At 42.3% G+C, this 18,188-nt stretch carries 13 protein-coding genes; 8 read left to right on the top strand and 5 right to left on the bottom strand.

Going from position 1 to position 18,188, the window contains the following annotated elements:
- Positions 1–702: 702 nt before the first annotated feature.
- Entirely contained in the window at positions 703–1,749 is a 1,047-nt protein-coding gene (locus tag BCU94_RS08670) for a polysaccharide deacetylase family protein (protein ID WP_102439437.1), read from the bottom strand.
- 9 nt (positions 1,750–1,758) lie between these two features.
- Here BCU94_RS08670 and dinF point away from each other — a divergent pair, with 9 nt between their 5' ends.
- From dinF to BCU94_RS08655, 3 genes are all read left to right on the top strand, one after another.
- A complete protein-coding gene (gene dinF / locus BCU94_RS08665; protein WP_102476154.1) occupies positions 1,759–3,096 on the top strand; it encodes an MATE family efflux transporter DinF in 1,338 nt (445 codons plus the stop codon).
- Positions 3,097–3,182: 86 nt separating this feature from the next.
- Positions 3,183–5,108, top strand: a complete 1,926-nt coding sequence (locus tag BCU94_RS08660; protein ID WP_102476153.1) for a S9 family peptidase — start codon at positions 3,183–3,185, stop codon at positions 5,106–5,108.
- A gap of 85 nt (positions 5,109–5,193) precedes the next feature.
- Positions 5,194–7,146 carry a prolyl oligopeptidase family serine peptidase gene (locus BCU94_RS08655; RefSeq protein WP_102476152.1) on the top strand — a complete coding sequence of 651 codons (1,953 nt, stop codon included), beginning with the start codon at positions 5,194–5,196 and terminating at the stop codon, positions 7,144–7,146.
- A gap of 114 nt (positions 7,147–7,260) precedes the next feature.
- Here BCU94_RS08655 and BCU94_RS08650 read toward each other — a convergent pair whose 3' ends face one another.
- Positions 7,261–9,399 (bottom strand): TonB-dependent receptor, encoded by a 2,139-nt coding sequence (locus BCU94_RS08650; RefSeq protein ID WP_102476151.1) that lies wholly within the window; start codon positions 9,397–9,399, stop codon positions 7,261–7,263.
- Positions 9,400–9,964: 565 nt separating this feature from the next.
- Between BCU94_RS08650 and BCU94_RS08645 the strand changes: the two genes are divergently transcribed.
- Positions 9,965–11,044, top strand: coding sequence for a PepSY-associated TM helix domain-containing protein (locus tag BCU94_RS08645; RefSeq protein WP_102476150.1), 1,080 nt, complete (start codon positions 9,965–9,967; stop codon positions 11,042–11,044).
- 99 nt (positions 11,045–11,143) lie between these two features.
- Here the strand turns inward: BCU94_RS08645 and BCU94_RS08640 are convergent, their stop codons facing one another.
- On the bottom strand, positions 11,144–11,731 hold the full coding sequence (locus BCU94_RS08640; protein WP_102476149.1) for a type II secretion system protein: 588 nt from the start codon (positions 11,729–11,731) through the stop codon (positions 11,144–11,146).
- 156 nt (positions 11,732–11,887) lie between these two features.
- A complete protein-coding gene (gene nfuA, locus BCU94_RS08635) occupies positions 11,888–12,466 on the bottom strand; it encodes a Fe-S biogenesis protein NfuA (RefSeq protein ID WP_076538256.1) in 579 nt (192 codons plus the stop codon).
- A gap of 192 nt (positions 12,467–12,658) precedes the next feature.
- On the opposite strand from nfuA, the gene BCU94_RS08630 reads away from it, so the two are divergent.
- Positions 12,659–15,283 (top strand): M14 family metallopeptidase, encoded by a 2,625-nt coding sequence (locus BCU94_RS08630; RefSeq protein ID WP_157937391.1) that lies wholly within the window; start codon positions 12,659–12,661, stop codon positions 15,281–15,283.
- Between the two features lie 23 nt (positions 15,284–15,306).
- On the opposite strand, the gene BCU94_RS08625 is transcribed toward BCU94_RS08630, so the two are convergent.
- Positions 15,307–16,023 carry a ComF family protein gene (locus tag BCU94_RS08625; protein ID WP_198589328.1) on the bottom strand — a complete coding sequence of 239 codons (717 nt, stop codon included), beginning with the start codon at positions 16,021–16,023 and terminating at the stop codon, positions 15,307–15,309.
- A 204-nt stretch (positions 16,024–16,227) separates the two neighbouring features.
- On the opposite strand from BCU94_RS08625, the gene bioH reads away from it, so the two are divergent.
- The 3 genes from bioH (at position 16,228) to BCU94_RS08610 (ending at position 18,161) form a co-directional block, all read left to right on the top strand.
- Positions 16,228–16,989, top strand: a complete 762-nt coding sequence (gene bioH / locus BCU94_RS08620) for a pimeloyl-ACP methyl ester esterase BioH (RefSeq protein ID WP_102439448.1) — start codon at positions 16,228–16,230, stop codon at positions 16,987–16,989.
- Positions 16,990–17,055: 66 nt separating this feature from the next.
- Positions 17,056–17,592, top strand: coding sequence for a hypothetical protein (locus tag BCU94_RS08615; protein ID WP_102439429.1), 537 nt, complete (start codon positions 17,056–17,058; stop codon positions 17,590–17,592).
- A 278-nt stretch (positions 17,593–17,870) separates the two neighbouring features.
- Entirely contained in the window at positions 17,871–18,161 is a 291-nt protein-coding gene (locus BCU94_RS08610; protein ID WP_102439428.1) for a putative quinol monooxygenase, read from the top strand.
- Positions 18,162–18,188: the final 27 nt, after the last annotated feature.

Raw genomic sequence — 18,188 nt, 5'->3', positions numbered from 1 at the left:
ACACATTGTAAGTGGGTCGCTGATAGATCATGTAAAACGAAAAGGGGCATAAACGAGTTACCAGCACCAACTTTATACTTCATTTTTATTGGCTAAATTACGGAAGACCATAACTTCAACTTAATCCATTGCCTGCCGCAGGTGATGTATAGGATATACAAATGTCGCGATCACATGGATGTGAAAGAGCGACCTTATGTGCAGATACAACTGCGAGACGCTGCAAGTACGTCCATGTAAGCTCTGCCAAAACATCCCTGTTTTGGAAGCTCGCTGCTGCATCTACACTGGGATTTTCATTTCTTCGATTTGACTGTATTCGTGATAAATTTAAGAGCTAAAAGGCTCAAAAGATCAAGAGTCTAATCTGCTAAAAGGCTCAATTTGAATTGAGGGCGTTGAAGAAAATAGCGTGATGCTCACATGGATGTGAGCATAGCTTTCGCGGTGCAGGGATGCACCATCGGAAGCGTTAGCATTTTCACTCTTTGCAATAAAGAGGTGACCGAAGCGGTTTACAAACGACGTTGAAAGCTGGATCAATCCCCATCGAAAATCATGCGCTTTTCAGCATTTTTCGTCGGGGGCGGCAGGGTGATCCAAGAGGGTATTGCTGTTGATACCCTTTTGGTCGGGTGTGGGTGGAAAACCCACGATGTTAATCCAAACGGAGTTTGGAAAAATAGCACCCAAAGAAAGAAGTTATTCTGTCGGCCAACTGCCATCATTATTCGGTCTTAACCAGGCTTGCGAAAACCAATAATAACCTGACTTAGTTTTACTCGGTGCAGTGCAGTTATAACGGCTTCGACCTGCAGGTAAGTTTGCTGAAGCTTGAATATTAAACTCAGTTTCAGAAACCCAAGTCGGCTTTTTAGCGCCTTGGCCTTGGACAAAACACATCACCTGATGCGGGTAAATATCAGTGGTGTCCAGCTCAACGGTTAGCTCAGGTCGCCACTGACCTTGGCTTAACTGTGGGTCAGTGATATTTTGCTTCACCACCGGCATATTGAGGCTAGTAAACTTGACTTTTAAACTGTCTAAATCAGCATAAGGGCCCGCCACAGGAAAACGTGGCAGCGCAGTCAGTATTGAGTATTTTCCCGCGGCGCCAGATTGTTGCCCTAAACCAATAAAGGCGTGCTTTTTCAGAATATCTTCAACATCGCTATTGTACTCACCATATGGGTAAGCCAGCATTTTTACACTCTGACCGGTATGCTTGTTAATTTCCGCTTCCGTTGCTAGCAAGTTTGCTTCGATTCTATCAAGCCATTGCTGCTTAGATTCGCCATCAAGCTTACGATTTAGATGCTCATGGGCCCAGCTATGGTTGGCGATTGTAGCGCCCTTTTCAGTGAGCGTTTTAATATCATCCCAACTCATCATGCCGCGATAACCTTTTTCAATCGGCTCTACTGACACAAATACTGTATAAGGAAAATCATATTTGGCTAATATGGGCGCCGCAGCCATACCGATACTGTCATAGCCATCATCAAAGGTAATAACGATGCTTTTATCCGCTAATGGCGTGTTATTCTTTAGCGCATTTACCGCTTGGGTTAATGGAATGATGGTAAACTCGTTTTCAGCAAGGTATTGCATTTGCTCTTCAAATTGAGCTGGCGTCACACTGGTACTTGCAGGTGTAGTTTCTGACACATGATGATATTGCAAGATCACCACGGCATTGGCATTAAGTGATATTAACCACAATAACCCCAATAGAGTTCGTTTTAACATATTATTCCTATGTCCATAAAAGCATTACTTTTTAACAGCCAAAAAAACCGGCAGCTTTTTGCTTTAGCCTTGCCGATGATTTTATCGAATATCACCATACCGTTATTAGGTTTAGTCGATACCGCAGTCATCGGCCATTTAAGTGAGGCCTATTATTTAGGCGGGGTGGCGCTTGGCAGCACAATTATTACTTTAATTGTCTGGTTGCTGGGCTTTTTGCGCATGTCCACCACGGGGCTGGTCGCCCAAGCTTACGGCGCTAATGATACCGTAACTCAGCAAAAATTGCTGGTGCAAGGCGCTTGCCTTGCATTGCTGTTTGGTGGCGCAGCAGTGTTATTGCAGCAACCCCTGCTCGATTTTGCCATGTCTTTAAGCCAAGCCAGTGCGCAGGTGCAGCAATTTTGCCGCGAGTACGTAGAAATTCGTATTTGGTCGGTGCCATTTGCACTCTTAAATTTGGTGTTACTTGGCTGGTTACTGGGCAGGCAAGCGCCCAAGGCGGCAATGTGGCAGTTAATCATCGCCAATATCGTCAATATCGTTTTAGATGTAGTGTTTGTGATTGGCCTAAATTGGAATGTAAAAGGCGCCGCGCTTGCCTCTGTTATCGCTGATATGTGTGCCTTTACCGTTGCAGCTGTCATTGTAAAACGCGCTTTATATCAACAGGCTGATTTTAGTTTGCGTCAGTTAATGGTTCATATCAGCTTAAAAGGCTATTCACGCTTATTAAAATTAAATCGCGATATCTTTATTCGCAGCTTATGTTTGCAAGCCAGCTTTACCTTTATGACTTTTTACGGTGCGGGCTTAGGTGATGACATCATTGCCGCTAATGCGGTGCTGCTTAATTTACTGATGCTGATCTCTTACGCCTTAGATGGCATAGCTTATTATGCCGAAGCCGAAGTGGGCCGCGCGGTGGGGCAAAAAAACCTCAATTTATTACATGACTCAGTGACCCTTGCTGCGAGTTGGTCAGCGCTATTTGCCTTAGGCTTTAGCCTGTTATTTTATTTTGCGGGTAGCAATATCATTGGCTTACTCACCAATATTGAGCTGGTGCAACAACAAGCCGAGCATTACTTGATCTGGTTGGTATTCATGCCGTTATTAGCCTTTGGGTCCTACTTATTTGATGGGGTATATATTGGCGCAGCCCAAGGTAAAATGATGCGTAATAGCATGATTTTATCGACCTTTGGGGTGTTTTTTCCCTGTTGGTATTTACTTCAAGAATACGGCAATAATGCCCTGTGGGCCGCCATGAGCGCCTTTATGTTATGCCGTAGCCTGTCGTTAGCACTGCATTACCGCTACAGTGACTGCTTTAAACAGCTATAAGCGCTCTTTATTATTGAATTAACAGTAGATTTATCAGCCTCCCGACTGGTAACATCTAGTTAACAATAATAATAGGGATGATTTTAATGAAACGGATTTTTAGCTTACTAGTGACGCTTTGGCTATGCTCAGCTTCAGTTAGTGCCGAACAATTACCGCTGGAAGCATTTGCCAGCATTCCAGATGTTAGCCATGTGACCATGTCACCTAATGGCAAAAAAATAGCTTCTTTAGTCCGCTTAAATACCAATGAAATGAAAGGCTCTATTATTAATATCCTTGATATTGATACCCGTGAGTCTTTTTATCCACTGCAAACAGATAATGAAAAATTTGTGATTTTATCACTGCAATGGGCCAGTGATGATGCCTTATTAATCAAAGCTAAATTCCCTGCTGTACGCTACGGCACGCCAACTACAGAAACGAGGTTGATGAAGTATTCTATCAGTAAAAATAAAACCTCTAGCATTATCAGCAGTCGCTCTCTTAAAAAATTCAAATGGATGCCGCAAATCCAATCTAACATCATCGACTATTTGCCAAATGATAAAGAAAAACTGTTACTGGGCATTAGTGGTTTAGGTAACAAGCCCAATTTTGAGTCGGTTATTAACATCAACTTGAACAATGGAGCTTTCAAGTTTGTGCAACCAGCAGAACCAAATATCCAAGACTGGATAACCGATAGACAGCATAAAGTCAGAATTGGCATTTATCACAAAGATAGTCAGTTCAGAATTTACGAACAAGCTGACACAGGTGAAGATAGACGTGTTTTATGGGAATTTGAGGCCTTTGCTAAGGAACAAGTTTGGCCGATGGGCTTTGCGCAAGACCCCAATATTCTTTATGTAAAAGCATATCATGATGACTTATTGGCTATTTTTAAGGTTAACTTAACCGACCCAAAACTAACTAAAGAATTGGTGTTTAGCAGAGAGTCCTATGACGTTGAAGGCTCATTAATTTACTCAAGTCTCAAACAAAGAGTCATCGGCATTAATGACAGTGACGAATCTGAATATACATTTTGGGATGACGAATACGTTCGCTTAGCTAATGGGCTAAATAAAGCGTTACCAGACTATCGTAATTACATCACCCAATTTAGTGACGATGAACGCCGCTATATTGTCTACTCAACCAATGCCAAAGAAGCGGGTATTTATTTCTTTGGTGATCGTGATGCGGGTGAGTTACTCCCTATCGCATACCGCTATAAAGAGTTAAACCCTGAATTATTAGCTGATACTAAAACCCTGACTTATAAAGCCAGAGACGGCTTAGAAATCGAAGCTTTTCTAACGACGCCCCAAAACAAAGAAGCTAAAAACCTACCTACTATTATTTTCCCCCATGGCGGCCCTATTAGTTATGACTCAAATAGCTTTGATTATTGGACCCAGTTTCTAGCCAACAGAGGCTATGCAGTACTGAGAATGAACTTTCGAGGTTCATCTGGTTACGGCTTTGACTTTATGCAAGCAGGGTTAAAAAGCTGGGGCTTGGATATGCAAAACGATGTTGAAGATGGTACCCGCTGGCTGATGGAGCAAGGTATTTCAGACCCTAAAAAAATATGCATTGTCGGCGCCAGTTATGGCGGTTATGCCGCACTCATGGGTGTGGCTACCACCAAAGATTTATACCAATGTGCAGTCAGTGTGGCGGGTGTCACCGATGTGGAGTATTTAGTCAAGTCTTCAAGACGTTACACTAATTTTGAAATCGTTAAAAAACAAATTGGTGATGACTATGATGCCCTATATGAGCGCTCGCCATTAAGCAAAGCAAAAGATATTAACGTGCCTGTATTGCTGATTCACGGCGATAAAGATCGTGTAGTGCGCGTGCAGCACAGTGAAGACATGTTTGACAAGTTAGACGATCTAAAAAAGCCTGTGGAATATATCGAACTTGAAAACGGCGATCATTACTTAAGTAATAATGAGCATCGGATTAAAACCTTTATCGCTATAGAAAAGTTTTTACATCAAAATTTACATTAAGCTTTAAATTCAGAACAGTACCCAGTAAATCAACACTGCGGTACTGATTTTTTTATCAAAAAACGTTTAAGAGAAACAATCAATAATGAAATGGATTTCCATACTAATCACCACTTTGGTGCTAAGTCAGCAAGCTTTCGCTGCCGATAATACTCCCCCAAAAACTGCCCCTAAACTCCCCGTTGAAGCCTTTGCCAGTATTCCCGATGTCAGCACTGTAAAGCTGTCACCAAATGGTAAACACATAGCATCGTTAATTTTGGACGATAGCGCCGAAGAGCCACATAAGATTGTGGCGCTGTTTAATACCGAAACAGGTCAGTTTCATATACCGCTTAAAAATGACCATGAACGCTATACCATTATTGGTTTAACCTGGGCCAGTGACGAGATTTTATTAATATCAACACTTATTCCTTCAAAGCGTTTTGGTAAAGATGCCAACGAAAGTTTGCTGATAAAGTACAATATAAAAACCGGTGAGGCGGGCAGCGTATTAACTAAAAAAGTCATCAAAAGTTTCGAGTTTATACCACAATTTCAACATCATATTGTCGATATACTCCCTAAAGATCCTCAACATATATTACTGTCAGTCGCTGGGTTTCGTTCTCGAGCATTAGAAGATAGCGTGCTAAAAGTAAACTTGTATTCCGGCAAGGTTACTATTGAGCAAAATTATCGTGAACATGTTTTCAAGTGGATGACAGATCAGCAAAATAAGGTTCGTATTGCCACTTATCGAGACCCTGATACCACCGAATATAGAACCTACGAGCAAAGTGAAGCCAATGGTGAATTACGTTTACTTTGGAAACACGAAGCATATTCAGAAGACAGCGTTATTCCTCTAGGATTTGACGTAAACCCCAATATTCTCTTCGTCAAAGCTTACCAAGATGGTTACTTTGCCATTTTTAAAGTTGATCTTAGGGATCCTACACTTCATAAAGAACTCGTATTTAGCGAAGACAATAGTGACGTTAATGCACAATTGCTGCACTCTAATATCACTCGAGAGGCCATTGGTATTGCCGCAGGTATCGATAATGAATATCACTTTTGGGATCAAGATTATCAAAAACTGATCAAGCGCTTAAAAAGCGCATTACCCGATACCCAAAACTACCTGACTCAGTTTAGTAAAAATGAACGCCGTTATATTGTTTTTGCTACAAGTCCTACTCAACCAGGGTTGTATCTTTATGGCGATCGCGATGCAAACAGGCTAGAAGTGATTGCGACCAAGTATTCGCAACTCACGCCAGATGTATTAGTCCAACCTCAAGCAATGAGTTATACCGCCAGAGATGGTTTAGAGATACCTAGCTACCTTACATTGCCCAAAGGACGTGAAGCGAAGAACTTACCTACCATTATTTTTCCCCATGGTGGACCTAATTCTTATGTTGGCGAAGAATTCGATTATTGGGCTCAGTTCTTTGCTAACCGAGGTTATGCTGTACTGCAAATGAACTTTAGGGGCTCGGCGGGCTACGGGCTTAAGTTCACCACTGCTGGACATAAAAATTGGGGGAAAGAGATGCAAACTGATGTTGAAGATGGCACTCGCTATTTAATCGACCAAGGTGTTGCTGACCCAAATAACATATGCATAGTTGGCGCTAGTTACGGTGGATATGCCGCCATGATGGCAGCAGCAAAGACCCCTGAATTATACCAATGTGTGATCAGTTTTGCAGGTGTGGCTGATGTAGAAGACTTAGTGAAGCTATCCCGTTTTTATACTAGTCATGAGATGACTAAAAAGGTGTTAGGAGATGATTATGACGACCTGTATGAACGCTCTCCGATTTATCATGCTGATAAAATTAATGTGCCCATTTTATTAATCCATGGTGATAATGACAAAGTGGTACAGGTGAGCCAAAGCCGAGATATGTATCGAAAATTATCCTCGTTAGATAAACAAGTCGAATATGTTGAAATCGATAATGCCAATCACTATTTATCAAACAATCAGCACCGCTTAATGACCTTCAGAGCCATTGATAATTTTTTATCTAAAAACCTATAATTGAAGCAATGAAAAAGGCCCGCACATATTGGTATATGTGCGGGCCATTCTTTTAACACTCTATAGGTAACTGCTGAGCTAAAGCTGTTAACTAAAGCATTTAACTAAAGCAGATTAAAACTTAGCTTCAAATGCAAGGCTGAAATGTCTGCCATCACCTATGGTAACGTCGGTGTTGGTGCCGCCATCTAGGTATTCAGTATCAAATAAGTTTTTGATATTAAAGCGTACATTCATATCTGTATTGTGAACCGCAAATGAGTAAGCTGCGCCGAAATCAAATCTAACATAGTCATCTTTAACTATGGTGTTTTGAGTATTGGCAAAACGCTCACCGACATAGATAGCACCAAAGTTAAGTGCGACATCATCGGTAACTTCGTAACGAGTCCAGATATTTGCTGACCATTCAGGTGCATCTACCGGGGTTTTACCGTCTAGCTGTTCAGTATCTTGGCTGCTAGTGACATATTTTGCATCTAGATACATCATTGAGCTGGTGACGAATACATTGTCACTGACTTGTCCTTGAGCGCCCATTTCAAAACCACGGTGATGCTGCTTACCGCTTTGGGTGGTGATGTATTCATGCTCGCCAATAGGTTGGTCTAATTGCTCGCGCACTGTAACGTTGGTCACTGTGGTGTCAAAAACTGCACCAGTTAATAGTAAGCCGCCATCATACAGTTCCCATTTGGTACCGATTTCATATTGCTCACCGTACTCTGGGTCTAAGTTCATACCATTATTGACATCGTCTTCATTGTTAACGATTGACTGAGGGTTAAAACTTTTGGCGTAGTTTACATAGATACTGCCGTTATCTGAAGGCGAGTAAATAACCCCAAACTTAGGTGACACGGCATAGCTATTTTCACCATCGCCGTCTTTTTTCTGCTCGTCATAACGCAGGCCTGCCAGTACTTGCCACTGATCATTAATGGTCATTAAGTCTTGTACATAAAAACCATAATGCTTATAGCTTGACTCTGACTTAGTGGTGTCTCTGTTGTAATCCAGATCAGGTCTAGGTACATAACCACCCGGCTGAACCATCTGCGCGTCATCGCGGTCAATAAGTTGACCATAGTAATAATCGAGAATGTTAGCACCAACTAACAATTGATGTTCCATGCCAAAGCCATTTACGACACCAGTGAAATCCATATAAGCGGTTTTAAGCTGCCAATCATCGTGGCGATCAAACGCCTTAATTTGGTAACCATCGGTAGTTGGATCCATACCTGCCACCATCGATGGAGACGAATCTAAGCGCTGACGGGTAAATGACTGATGGTTATAACCTGTGGTCATTTTCCAATCATCTGATACATACCAGGTTAAATCAGCACCCAGGTTTTGCACCTCGTTGTCAGTAAAGGCCCACGACATATCCCAGATATCTTCGCGATCACCAACTAAGTCACCGTTACCATCTAACCAGCCACCGCTATCGATACCGGTTTTATCATCGGTGTAATCATAGGTCAGTGATAACATCACATCATCATGCAGGTCGAATTCAAGGTTTAAGTACCCTAAGAAACGGTCACGTTCTTGAGTATCATCGCCCTCACCGTCCTGGTATTCACGCCAGTATTTTGTATCTTGCTTAACTAATACAGTGCGGTAACGGATTGACTCAGCATCATTTAACGCGCCGCCTGCATCAAGTTGAAAACGAGTTGAGCCGTTCTCATCGGTATCGAACCCAAAGTCAAACATGGTTTCAGAGGTGGCCTTTTTGGTCACCATATTAATCAAGCCACCTGGGCCTGATTGGCCATAAAGCATGCTTGAAGGGCCTTTTAAGACTTCGACTTGCTGCAAGGTTTCAATCGGCTGCACATAGTGCGAAAACTGCTGCTGACCATTAATTAAAAAGCCACTGCCAGAATCTAATTCAAAGCCACGAATATTAAATACTTGGCGGTTCCACTTTTCACTGCCGCCGGTCACACTTGAGTCGTTAACTAATACTTCAGATAAATTAGTTGCTAACTGCTCATCAGTGACAAAATCTGGAATAACGTTCACTGATTGCGGCGTATCCATCAAGGCAATATCACCCCGCATGGCGCCTGATGACGAGCCTACTTTGTAATTATTAAAATTCATGCCTGTTACTTGAATTCGCTCAATGTTCAACTCGAAATCTAAGCCGTTATCAGTGTCATTAGTTGCTTCTTCAGCCGCTAATGAAGCTGAGGCTAAACTGGCAACAACAGCAAATGCAATAGGTGAGATTTTCATACAAAGTAGCCCTTTAAATGGCAGTAGTCGTTAATGAGATGGATTATCATTTGCATTACGGCGAAAGTGAAGCCATTTATTTAACAGAAGTAAATAACTGTGAACAAGGACACTGTTGTAAGTAAATTGTAGAAAGTTTACCTGAATAAATGTTGCATAAATGGATTAACTAATGTTCATCCAAGCTAGATGAGTTTAATCGCCAAAACTAATACAGATATTAATTATTTAAACAAAGTTACACAAAATCAGAAATTAACAAATATTAAACATGTGTATTTGTTAGCTTAAATTTCATTATTTTTCGAAAACCTCACTTAATAGCAGCTAAAAAAATTCATTACCAAGAATTTTTATTCAAATAAACTTTTAGCTTTATACGCCCTCTACAGCTTTAAATGTGACCTCGACAACACAATGACACTTATATGCCACTCTTTACATTTCTTTAATTGCAGTTGCAAATGAGATTAATTATCATTACCCATATAGCGTGTCAGTCATAATTGTTAGCTGCTAACTTTTGTCATTGTCATCCATAAATATTTAACCTGAGAACGTAAATATGAAAGTTGTACCCGCTTTAAAGTGGTTCCATAATTGGGTCGGTTTTGTCATTAGTATTTGTATGCTGATAGTGCTGACAACGGGAGTGTATCTCGGCGGCATGGACATGCTAAAAAGAATGGATGATAAAGGCCAAACCTATGTGCCGTTAACCATTGAGCAAAAAGCACAAGCCACTGAGTATATTTTTGAGCATTACCCAAAAATGAGCAGTGTACGTTTTCCTACCGAACATACCCCTTACCTTGAAGCTGCTACCCGTGGGCAATCTATCGCTTTTGATAGCGAGTTCAATGAAATCTCCCATTACAAGGTGACAGAAATTCCGCTTTGGACCACGATGTTTTGGTTGCACAGAAACTTCTTACTGGGTGATATTGGTAAATACGTTAATGCATGGGCATCGTTCATTGGTGGCGTCATTACCCTAGTGGGTATTTACCTTTGGTGGCGAGTACGTAAAGGTTTTAGACTCAAGCACTCTATTCCAAAAGACACCAAATCAAGCAGCCTAGTTAAAAGCCACATTCAATTAGGTTTATTCATATCAGTGCCACTGTTTTTACTCTGTATTACCGGCTTTTTGATTACTTATAAAGGCTTATGGATGGATGCGCTCAAGCACAAGCCAACCGCAGAAATTAATTATCCAGTAAGTAAAGCTAACGATTGGCAAAGCCAGCTACAAACCGCGCAAGATTTATGGCCTGAATCGTTATTAGTATCGGTTAATAAACCAAGGCAGAAAAAAACCGATCCTGATGCACCAAAGGCGGCTAAACCTCAAGCGATGAATTACAGTATCAACTTTGATAGTCATGCTGATGTCTGGCTTAGAAATGCTGACAGTATCACCATGGATCATCAGCACGGCAAAATCGTATCAAGCCTGAAGCACAGCGATAGAAACTTGTCAGGTCAAGTGGCCAGCTTTGTTAGACCACTGCATGACGCATTGAATATGCCACTTAAATACGTTGTATTTATTACATTAGTCGCAGTGGTTGGTACCTTGATTCTATTATTCAGCACAGTCACTTTTTATCGACGTATATTCAAGTCAAAAAAGAAAAAGTAGCCACCTAAATTCATTTGATATTATTAAATTACAGCTATAAAAATAGCGGCTTAAAGCCGCTATTTTTATTATGTCGCATTTGATAAATAACTATCCGATTTATTCATCGATATAGGCCTGAACAGTCCCTTCTACCGAGTCATAGACAATTTTAATTTCTGCTTGGTTTCTACCTGCAGTATCACCAAGCGTTCGCAGTACATAAGTGCATTGGGTCTCACCTGTACCGCCCGCAGCTGCATGTCGATATGATTCAAAATCCACATCATCGGAAGTATTTCTAATGGCAACCGATGGTGGGCTTTCTATCAAAGCGTTCCAAAGATCGACACACCCTTGCTGACCTTGACCAATATTGACAGGGTTGGCCATAGGGTTGTTTTTACCTGTGCCTAACGGATAGCCAAAAGCATTCATGTCGAGATCGTTATTGGCAAAGTCAGGTAGATCATTCATTGGATCGCTGCCACCAATAATTTGCCAACGTGTATGGGAAAAAGTAACCGACTGCTCAAAGGATGCCGCTACCGCCTTTACTCGGCTTATTTCAGCATCACGTTTTACATCTATAAATTTACTCGCCGCTATGACTGCTAAAATAGCCAATACAATAATAACCACTACCAGCTCAATTAAGGTAAAGCCTTGCATTTTTAACGGTTTAAATTGAGTTGTTTTTTCTGCCATGAAGTTATCCTGCTCCGTTTTCATACTTAAGTTATAGCACAAGGCTCCCACTCAGCGTAAGTGACGGCCAATAAAAAACGCGACCATATTGGCCGCGTTTAGTGTAAAATTTGAATTAGCTATTGCTGTATTTTACAACAATAAAACCTTGCAAATTTACTGGTAAGAGTGAGAACCATGTTGATGGTCAGTCACATCTTTCACACCAGAGAGCTCACCAGGGAACATCTCCAGTAACTGTTTCTCAATGCCATCTTTTAAAGTGATATCAACTTGAGAACAACCATTACAACCACCACCAAACTGCAGTACTGCAACTGCATCTTCCGTGATTTCAACTAGCATGATGTTACCACCATGGCTTGCTAACTGCGGGTTAATCTCTGATTGAATCACATATTCAATACGCTCTTTTAATGGCGCATCTGAAGACACTTTACGCATTTTAGCGTTTGGCGCTTTTAAGGTTAGCTGCGAACCTAATTGGTCAGTAACAAAATCAATGCTCGCTTCTTCTAAAAATGGTGCGCTTTTTTCGTCAACCATGGCACTGAAGCCGTTGAAAGGTAATTCAGTGTCATCCGCTTCTACAGCGTCAGGTGGACAATAAGACACGCCGCACTCAGCTTGGGCAGTACCCGGGCTGATTACAAACACACGGATATGCGTGCCTTCAGGTTGATCGGCCAGTAATTTAACAAAATGCGCCTGAGCCGTATCAGAAATGTTGATCATAAAAACTGCTCCGTTAGATAGTACTTTAAAGTGTACTAAAAATAGTACTTGAGTAATTTAGTAAGAATTAGCGCTATGATACTCCTAGTTGCGACGGCTTTGTAGTCCTGCAGTGAGCAAGTTGCATAAAAAACACCGAGAAATTGCGCTTTTTAATGGCGATTTAAGTTTAATCACTTTATGGTGATTGTATTGTTTTCTTTTTATGATGTTGTTTCTTATATGATTAGCTTCAATGCATTGTTTACTCGTCTCGCTAAAGGCACCTTTTTCGGCTTCATTATCTGTATGCCATTATTTACCGTGGCGCAGGCTGATTCCCGCATTGAGCAGCGCCTCGGGGCTGAGAAAATTAATAAAAAAATCACCCAACCTACTGAATATTTAGGTTATCCATTGGGCGAGTGGCATTTAAGACATGATCAAATTAATCACTATTTACAACTATTAGCCAGCCAAAGTTCGCGAGTTTCTTTAGATTCTGCTGGTTACTCCTATGAAAAACGCCAGCAACTTAGCGCGGTCATTACCTCAGATGACAACCAACAGCGGCTAGCTGAAATCCTCGAACAACGCAGCCAAGTAAAATACGGTGTCAAACAACAAGGTCCATTACAGCAAAGCCCATTGATTATCTGGTTGGCCTATTCAATTCATGGCGATGAAGCCAGTGGCGCCCATGCGGCGGTGGCGTTAAGCCATTACCTTGCCGCATCTGATGAAGATTGGGTAAAAGAATTACTCGATAATACGGTTATTTTACTGACTCCGACCCAGAACCCTGATGGTTTTGATCGCTTTGCTAACTGGGCAAATAGCAATCGAGGCCAAGTGATTATTACCGATCCTAATCATCGTGAGCATAATCAAGATTGGCCCGGCGGACGTTTTAATCACCATTTCGCTGACTTAAACCGTGACTGGCTATTTCTGCGCCACCCCGCCTCTCAAGGCAGAGTGGCGTTTTTCCATAAATGGCAGCCCCATTATGTAGGGGATTTCCACGAGATGTGGCAAGACCAAACCTACTTCTTTCAACCTGGTGTCGCTGATAGAGTCAATCCGCTGACCAATCCTGCCAATCAAATGTTATCCAATGAGCTAGCGGCCTATCATCGTAAAGCGCTGGATGAGGTTAAGCAGCCATATTTTAGCGGGCAGATGTTTGATGACTTTTTCTATGGTAAAGGCTCAACCTACCCAGATATCAATGGCGCTGTGGGTATTTTGTTTGAGCAAGCTAGCTCCCGTGGTCAAGCCCAAGAGTCCCCCAATGGTGTGGTCACCTTGCAAAATAGTATTGATAATCAATTTTCTACTTCACTATCAAGCCTGCAAGGCGCCCATGCGCTACGTAAAAAATTGATGACATACCAAAGTGATTTTTTTGCTCGCAACAGTAAGCGCACCCGTGACGGTAAACAAACTGGCCGCCTTATCAAAGCCCATGGCGGTAATGCCCATATCACTGAGCTTGCAACGATATTGCAGCAACACCAAATCAGCTTCAAATATCTAAACCGTGAGCTGGAAGACGATGAAATACTCTTTAAGCCGTCAAACAGCCTGTTCATTCCTCAAAGTCAGCCACAGCATGACTTATTGCAAGCATTGTTTGATAAGCGCACTGAGTTTAAAGATGAAACCTTTTATGATATTTCCACTTGGAATTTTGAATCAGCTCTGGGCTTAAGTATCAGTGAAAATGCTAAACCCAACCCCAAATATCTCACCAATAACACGCCATATGTCGCGGCGACTGAGCAGCTAGATAACGCCAGTAATGTGGCCTTTATTATTGACTGGCAACAAGCGGCCACGGCGCCCATGTTGCAGCAATTACTTAGCCAAGGGGTACAGGTTAAATACGCTAAAAAGCCCTTTAGCCTGCCTGATCGCAGCTCTAACGCCAAAAAGTCAGCAGCAATAGACTTCACAGCGGGTAGCCTGCAAATTCCCTTACGCCAGCCCAACTACAAAGGCAATATCGCCTTACTTGTTAGCCAGCTTGCCACGCAATACCAAGTAGATGTCACTGCAGCAAGCAGCTCACATACCTTAGCGGGAATGGATCTTGGCAGTGATGAATTTAGCGTGATCAACCCCATTAAGCCGTTACTGCTCACAGGCATAGATACTAACGCCTCAGAAACCGGGCAAATGTGGTATTACCTTGATCAAACGCTTGCCGCGCCTGTCACTATGGTGGACAGCAATCGACTAGCAGGCATTGATTTATCAGGCTATAGCCACATTTTTATGGCTGATGGGCCTTATCATTTAATCAGTGATGCCAGCGCAAGAAAGCTGGGCAAATTTGTAATGGATGGCGGCACTATCGTGGCGCAAAAGCGGGCGCTGGTATGGCTCAATAAGCGCAATATTCTTAAGTCTCAGCCTAAAACCAGACTAGAGCTGAATAAATTATTTAGCACTTCAGGGATGAGTTATGCGGATAAGTCTAAATTAAATGCCAGACAATCCATCGGCGGCGCCATTGTGGCGTTAACACTGGATGAAACCCATCCAATCAACTTTGGTTTACCTAACCCGCTGCAAGTGATGAAAAACCGTGAGATAAGCTTTAACCTCACTTCCACGCCATTTATTGTGGCGGCGGACTATACCAATGAGCCACTGATGAGCGGTTACCTTGCTAAGGAATATCAGCGCGCTTTTGCCAACACCCCAGCAATGATTGTTGAGCCCAAAGGCAAAGGGCATGTTGTGGCATTAACAGATAATTTTTTGTTTAGAAATATATGGTTAGGCTCTGAAAAAGTCTACGCCAATGCGCTGTATTTTATCCAAAAATAACTGACTAATTTACAGTCTGCCTTTCATAATAATCCCGGTGCTTCAGCCCTTGCTAAGCACCAAGTTTGCACATGGGTATAGTGCGCCGCAAATAAGCGGCTAATTTCATTCACCGTGGTGCCTGTGGTCACCACATCATCGATAAGCGCCACCCGCTGGTAGGGGTTATCTCGCTGCAACGTAAATGCATCGGCGCAATTTAAGCGTCGCTGCTTACCATTAAGTCCCGCTTGGGCCTTGGTATCAACGCAGCGCACCAATAAACTATCGTCCATCGGAATACCAATTTGCGCACTGAGCTCTTTAGCAATCAGCCAAGCTTGATTAAAACCGCGCTGCTTTAAGCGATTGCGATGTAGCGGCACCGGAATGAGCACTTGGGGAAGTTGAATTAAACCTCTGGCCGCCAAATCCATCACCCTTACGGCTAATACTTGCACCAAGGCCGCTAATGGCGCGCATTGCTGCTGATATTTAATCCCAGCTATTAACTCCCCTAAGCCTTGATGATAACTGCAAGGGGCAATGACTAACATGGGTTCAATATGCTGGCAGTGGCCGCAATACACTTGCAATAACGGCATCGATTTACCACAACCTAAACAGACTTCCTGCTGATAAAGCCCCGCCACAAGGCAGGTCTGACACACCCCCGTATGCGGTTTAGCTGCAGAGTACTGAATGATATCTTGTTGACATAACAAGCATCGGTTAGGCAGGTTAGCTGCCACTGCAGCCATCAATGAAACTAACCGCGCTGTATTATTGTGCAAATTGAGCTTGAGGAGTTTTGAGAGTTGCCAAGCCATAGAATATCCTTATCCTGTATGACAGTTGTTTTAACCAGCGATCATTTATTAATCGCCACTTTTTGAGGTTAGCCTTTGAATCCACCAGCGCTGCACATTACTACTATTACGCCTAAAGCTATTTCTCATACAGATATGACTCATGAAAATAGCACCGACGTTATTGATATCGTATTGCTACATGGCTGGGGGGTGAACTCTGCGGTTTTTCAGCCGCTACAAACCGCATTATCAGAGTATAGAGTGCATTATGTCGACTTGCCGGGCTTTGGTGATAGCCAAGCAAATAGCGATAATATTGAAGCATGGGCAGCGGCGTTAGCTAAAGCTCTACCAGAAAATGCCATCTGGCTTGGTTGGTCATTGGGGGGCTTAGTTGCCACTCAAATTGCCCTAAATCATCCTCAGTCGGTAAAAGCGCTGATCACTGTAGCCTCTTCGCCTTGCTTTATGGCCCAAGAGCAAAATCAGTGGCCGGGGATCGCCCCTGAAGTGCTCACGCAATTTCACCAGCAATTAAATGTCAATCTAGCCAAAACGGTCGAGCGATTTTTAGCGATTCAAGCCATGGGCAGTGACTCGGCCAAACAAGATATTGTAGCGATAAAAAAATTAGTGTTGGCTAAACCTTTACCGACCCAAGCAGTACTCGATCAAGGCTTAGATATGCTCAAAGAGGTTGATTTGCGGCCCCAGCTTAACGATATCAGCCAGCCATGGTTACGTATTTGGGGCAAATGCGATGCCTTAGTACCCAGAACCATCATCCGCCAGTTACCCCAAGCCAGTAATATTACTGACATTGTCCACAATAAAGCCTCCCATGCGCCGTTTATTTCACACCCACAGGCCTTTTTAGATGGCTTATTGCCATGGATAAAAAAACATCAAATATAGGCTATAAAACCTGCTAGCATTTGGTTATAATTTAAACATTAACTGTTTGTTTTTTAAGTGAGTGTTATGCTAATTGTCACTAATTATCCCCAAGTACCGCTTGCAACAAGTAATGTTGCAACGGATCTTGCTCGGGCGGATAATCAGCAGGCAAAGCCAATATTACCGCCACAAGCGTTAACTAAGCCCCACCATGAACGGGCGCTAAATCAAAAAAACGAATCATTATTCCGTTTAAATACCATAGAGGAAAAGCATCGCCAGCAGCGACAATCCTCAGATCAACAGAATCAGCAGCATCTATCCCAACAATCAGCTTTACAACAGCAAGCACCTCAAAGCGCACCGTTAACCGGCTTATTGCCACAACTGCTGCGAGTAGCAGCCAGAAATAATCCCACTGTTAGCCGTCGTGACATTCAGCCCCAAACGCCCACTAAGTCGACTGCAATTAACAGCGATAACAATAAAAAAACCGAAGTTAAACAACAGATAAAGCAGCATTCTGATGAGTTTTATAAACAATTTGGCCAGCACATAGCCACATGTTACCAGCAATGCACCACCCCTTCGCCACTCGCTCATCTGCTGATATTAGTCTAACCCTGCTCTCACTTTAATTAACGGGCTTGATGTCTTCACTTATTATGGCCGAACGATTACTAACTAATCATTATTACCCGCTAATCATTGTATTAGGTAATAGTCGTTATTTAGGCCATAAGCATCAATCACACATTCACTTCAAAAGATTATCTATTAATTTTTGATAATAACTCAAATGACAGCCTATTTATTCACCAGTAAGTAATGGCTAATATAGCTTCATCAGCAACAGGGCTGAACCAAATTCAACTTGATACATTATAGGAACTATCATCATGGCTAGCTTAACTATCGTAGCAAACATCATTACCAAAACTGACAAAGTAGAGCTGGTTAAAGCGGAACTACTAAAACTTATGGATATAACTCGCGCTGAAGCCGGTTGCATCAATTACGACTTACATCAAGACAACGAAAACCCTGCACATTTCATGTTTTATGAAAACTGGGAAAGCCGTGAATTATGGCAAGCACACATGGGTAACGCACATTTAGCCGAGTATATGGTGGCAACCGAAGGTGCTGTTGAGCAGTTCATTTTAAACGAAATGACTCATATCGCTTAATTGGTCGCACTATAAATTTTACAAAAT

Source organism: Shewanella sp. 10N.286.52.C2 (assembly GCF_002874545.1).
GTDB lineage: Bacteria > Pseudomonadota > Gammaproteobacteria > Enterobacterales > Shewanellaceae > Shewanella.
Note: the sequence above shows the minus strand (reverse complement) of the source record. Positions and strands in the feature narration are given on the sequence as shown.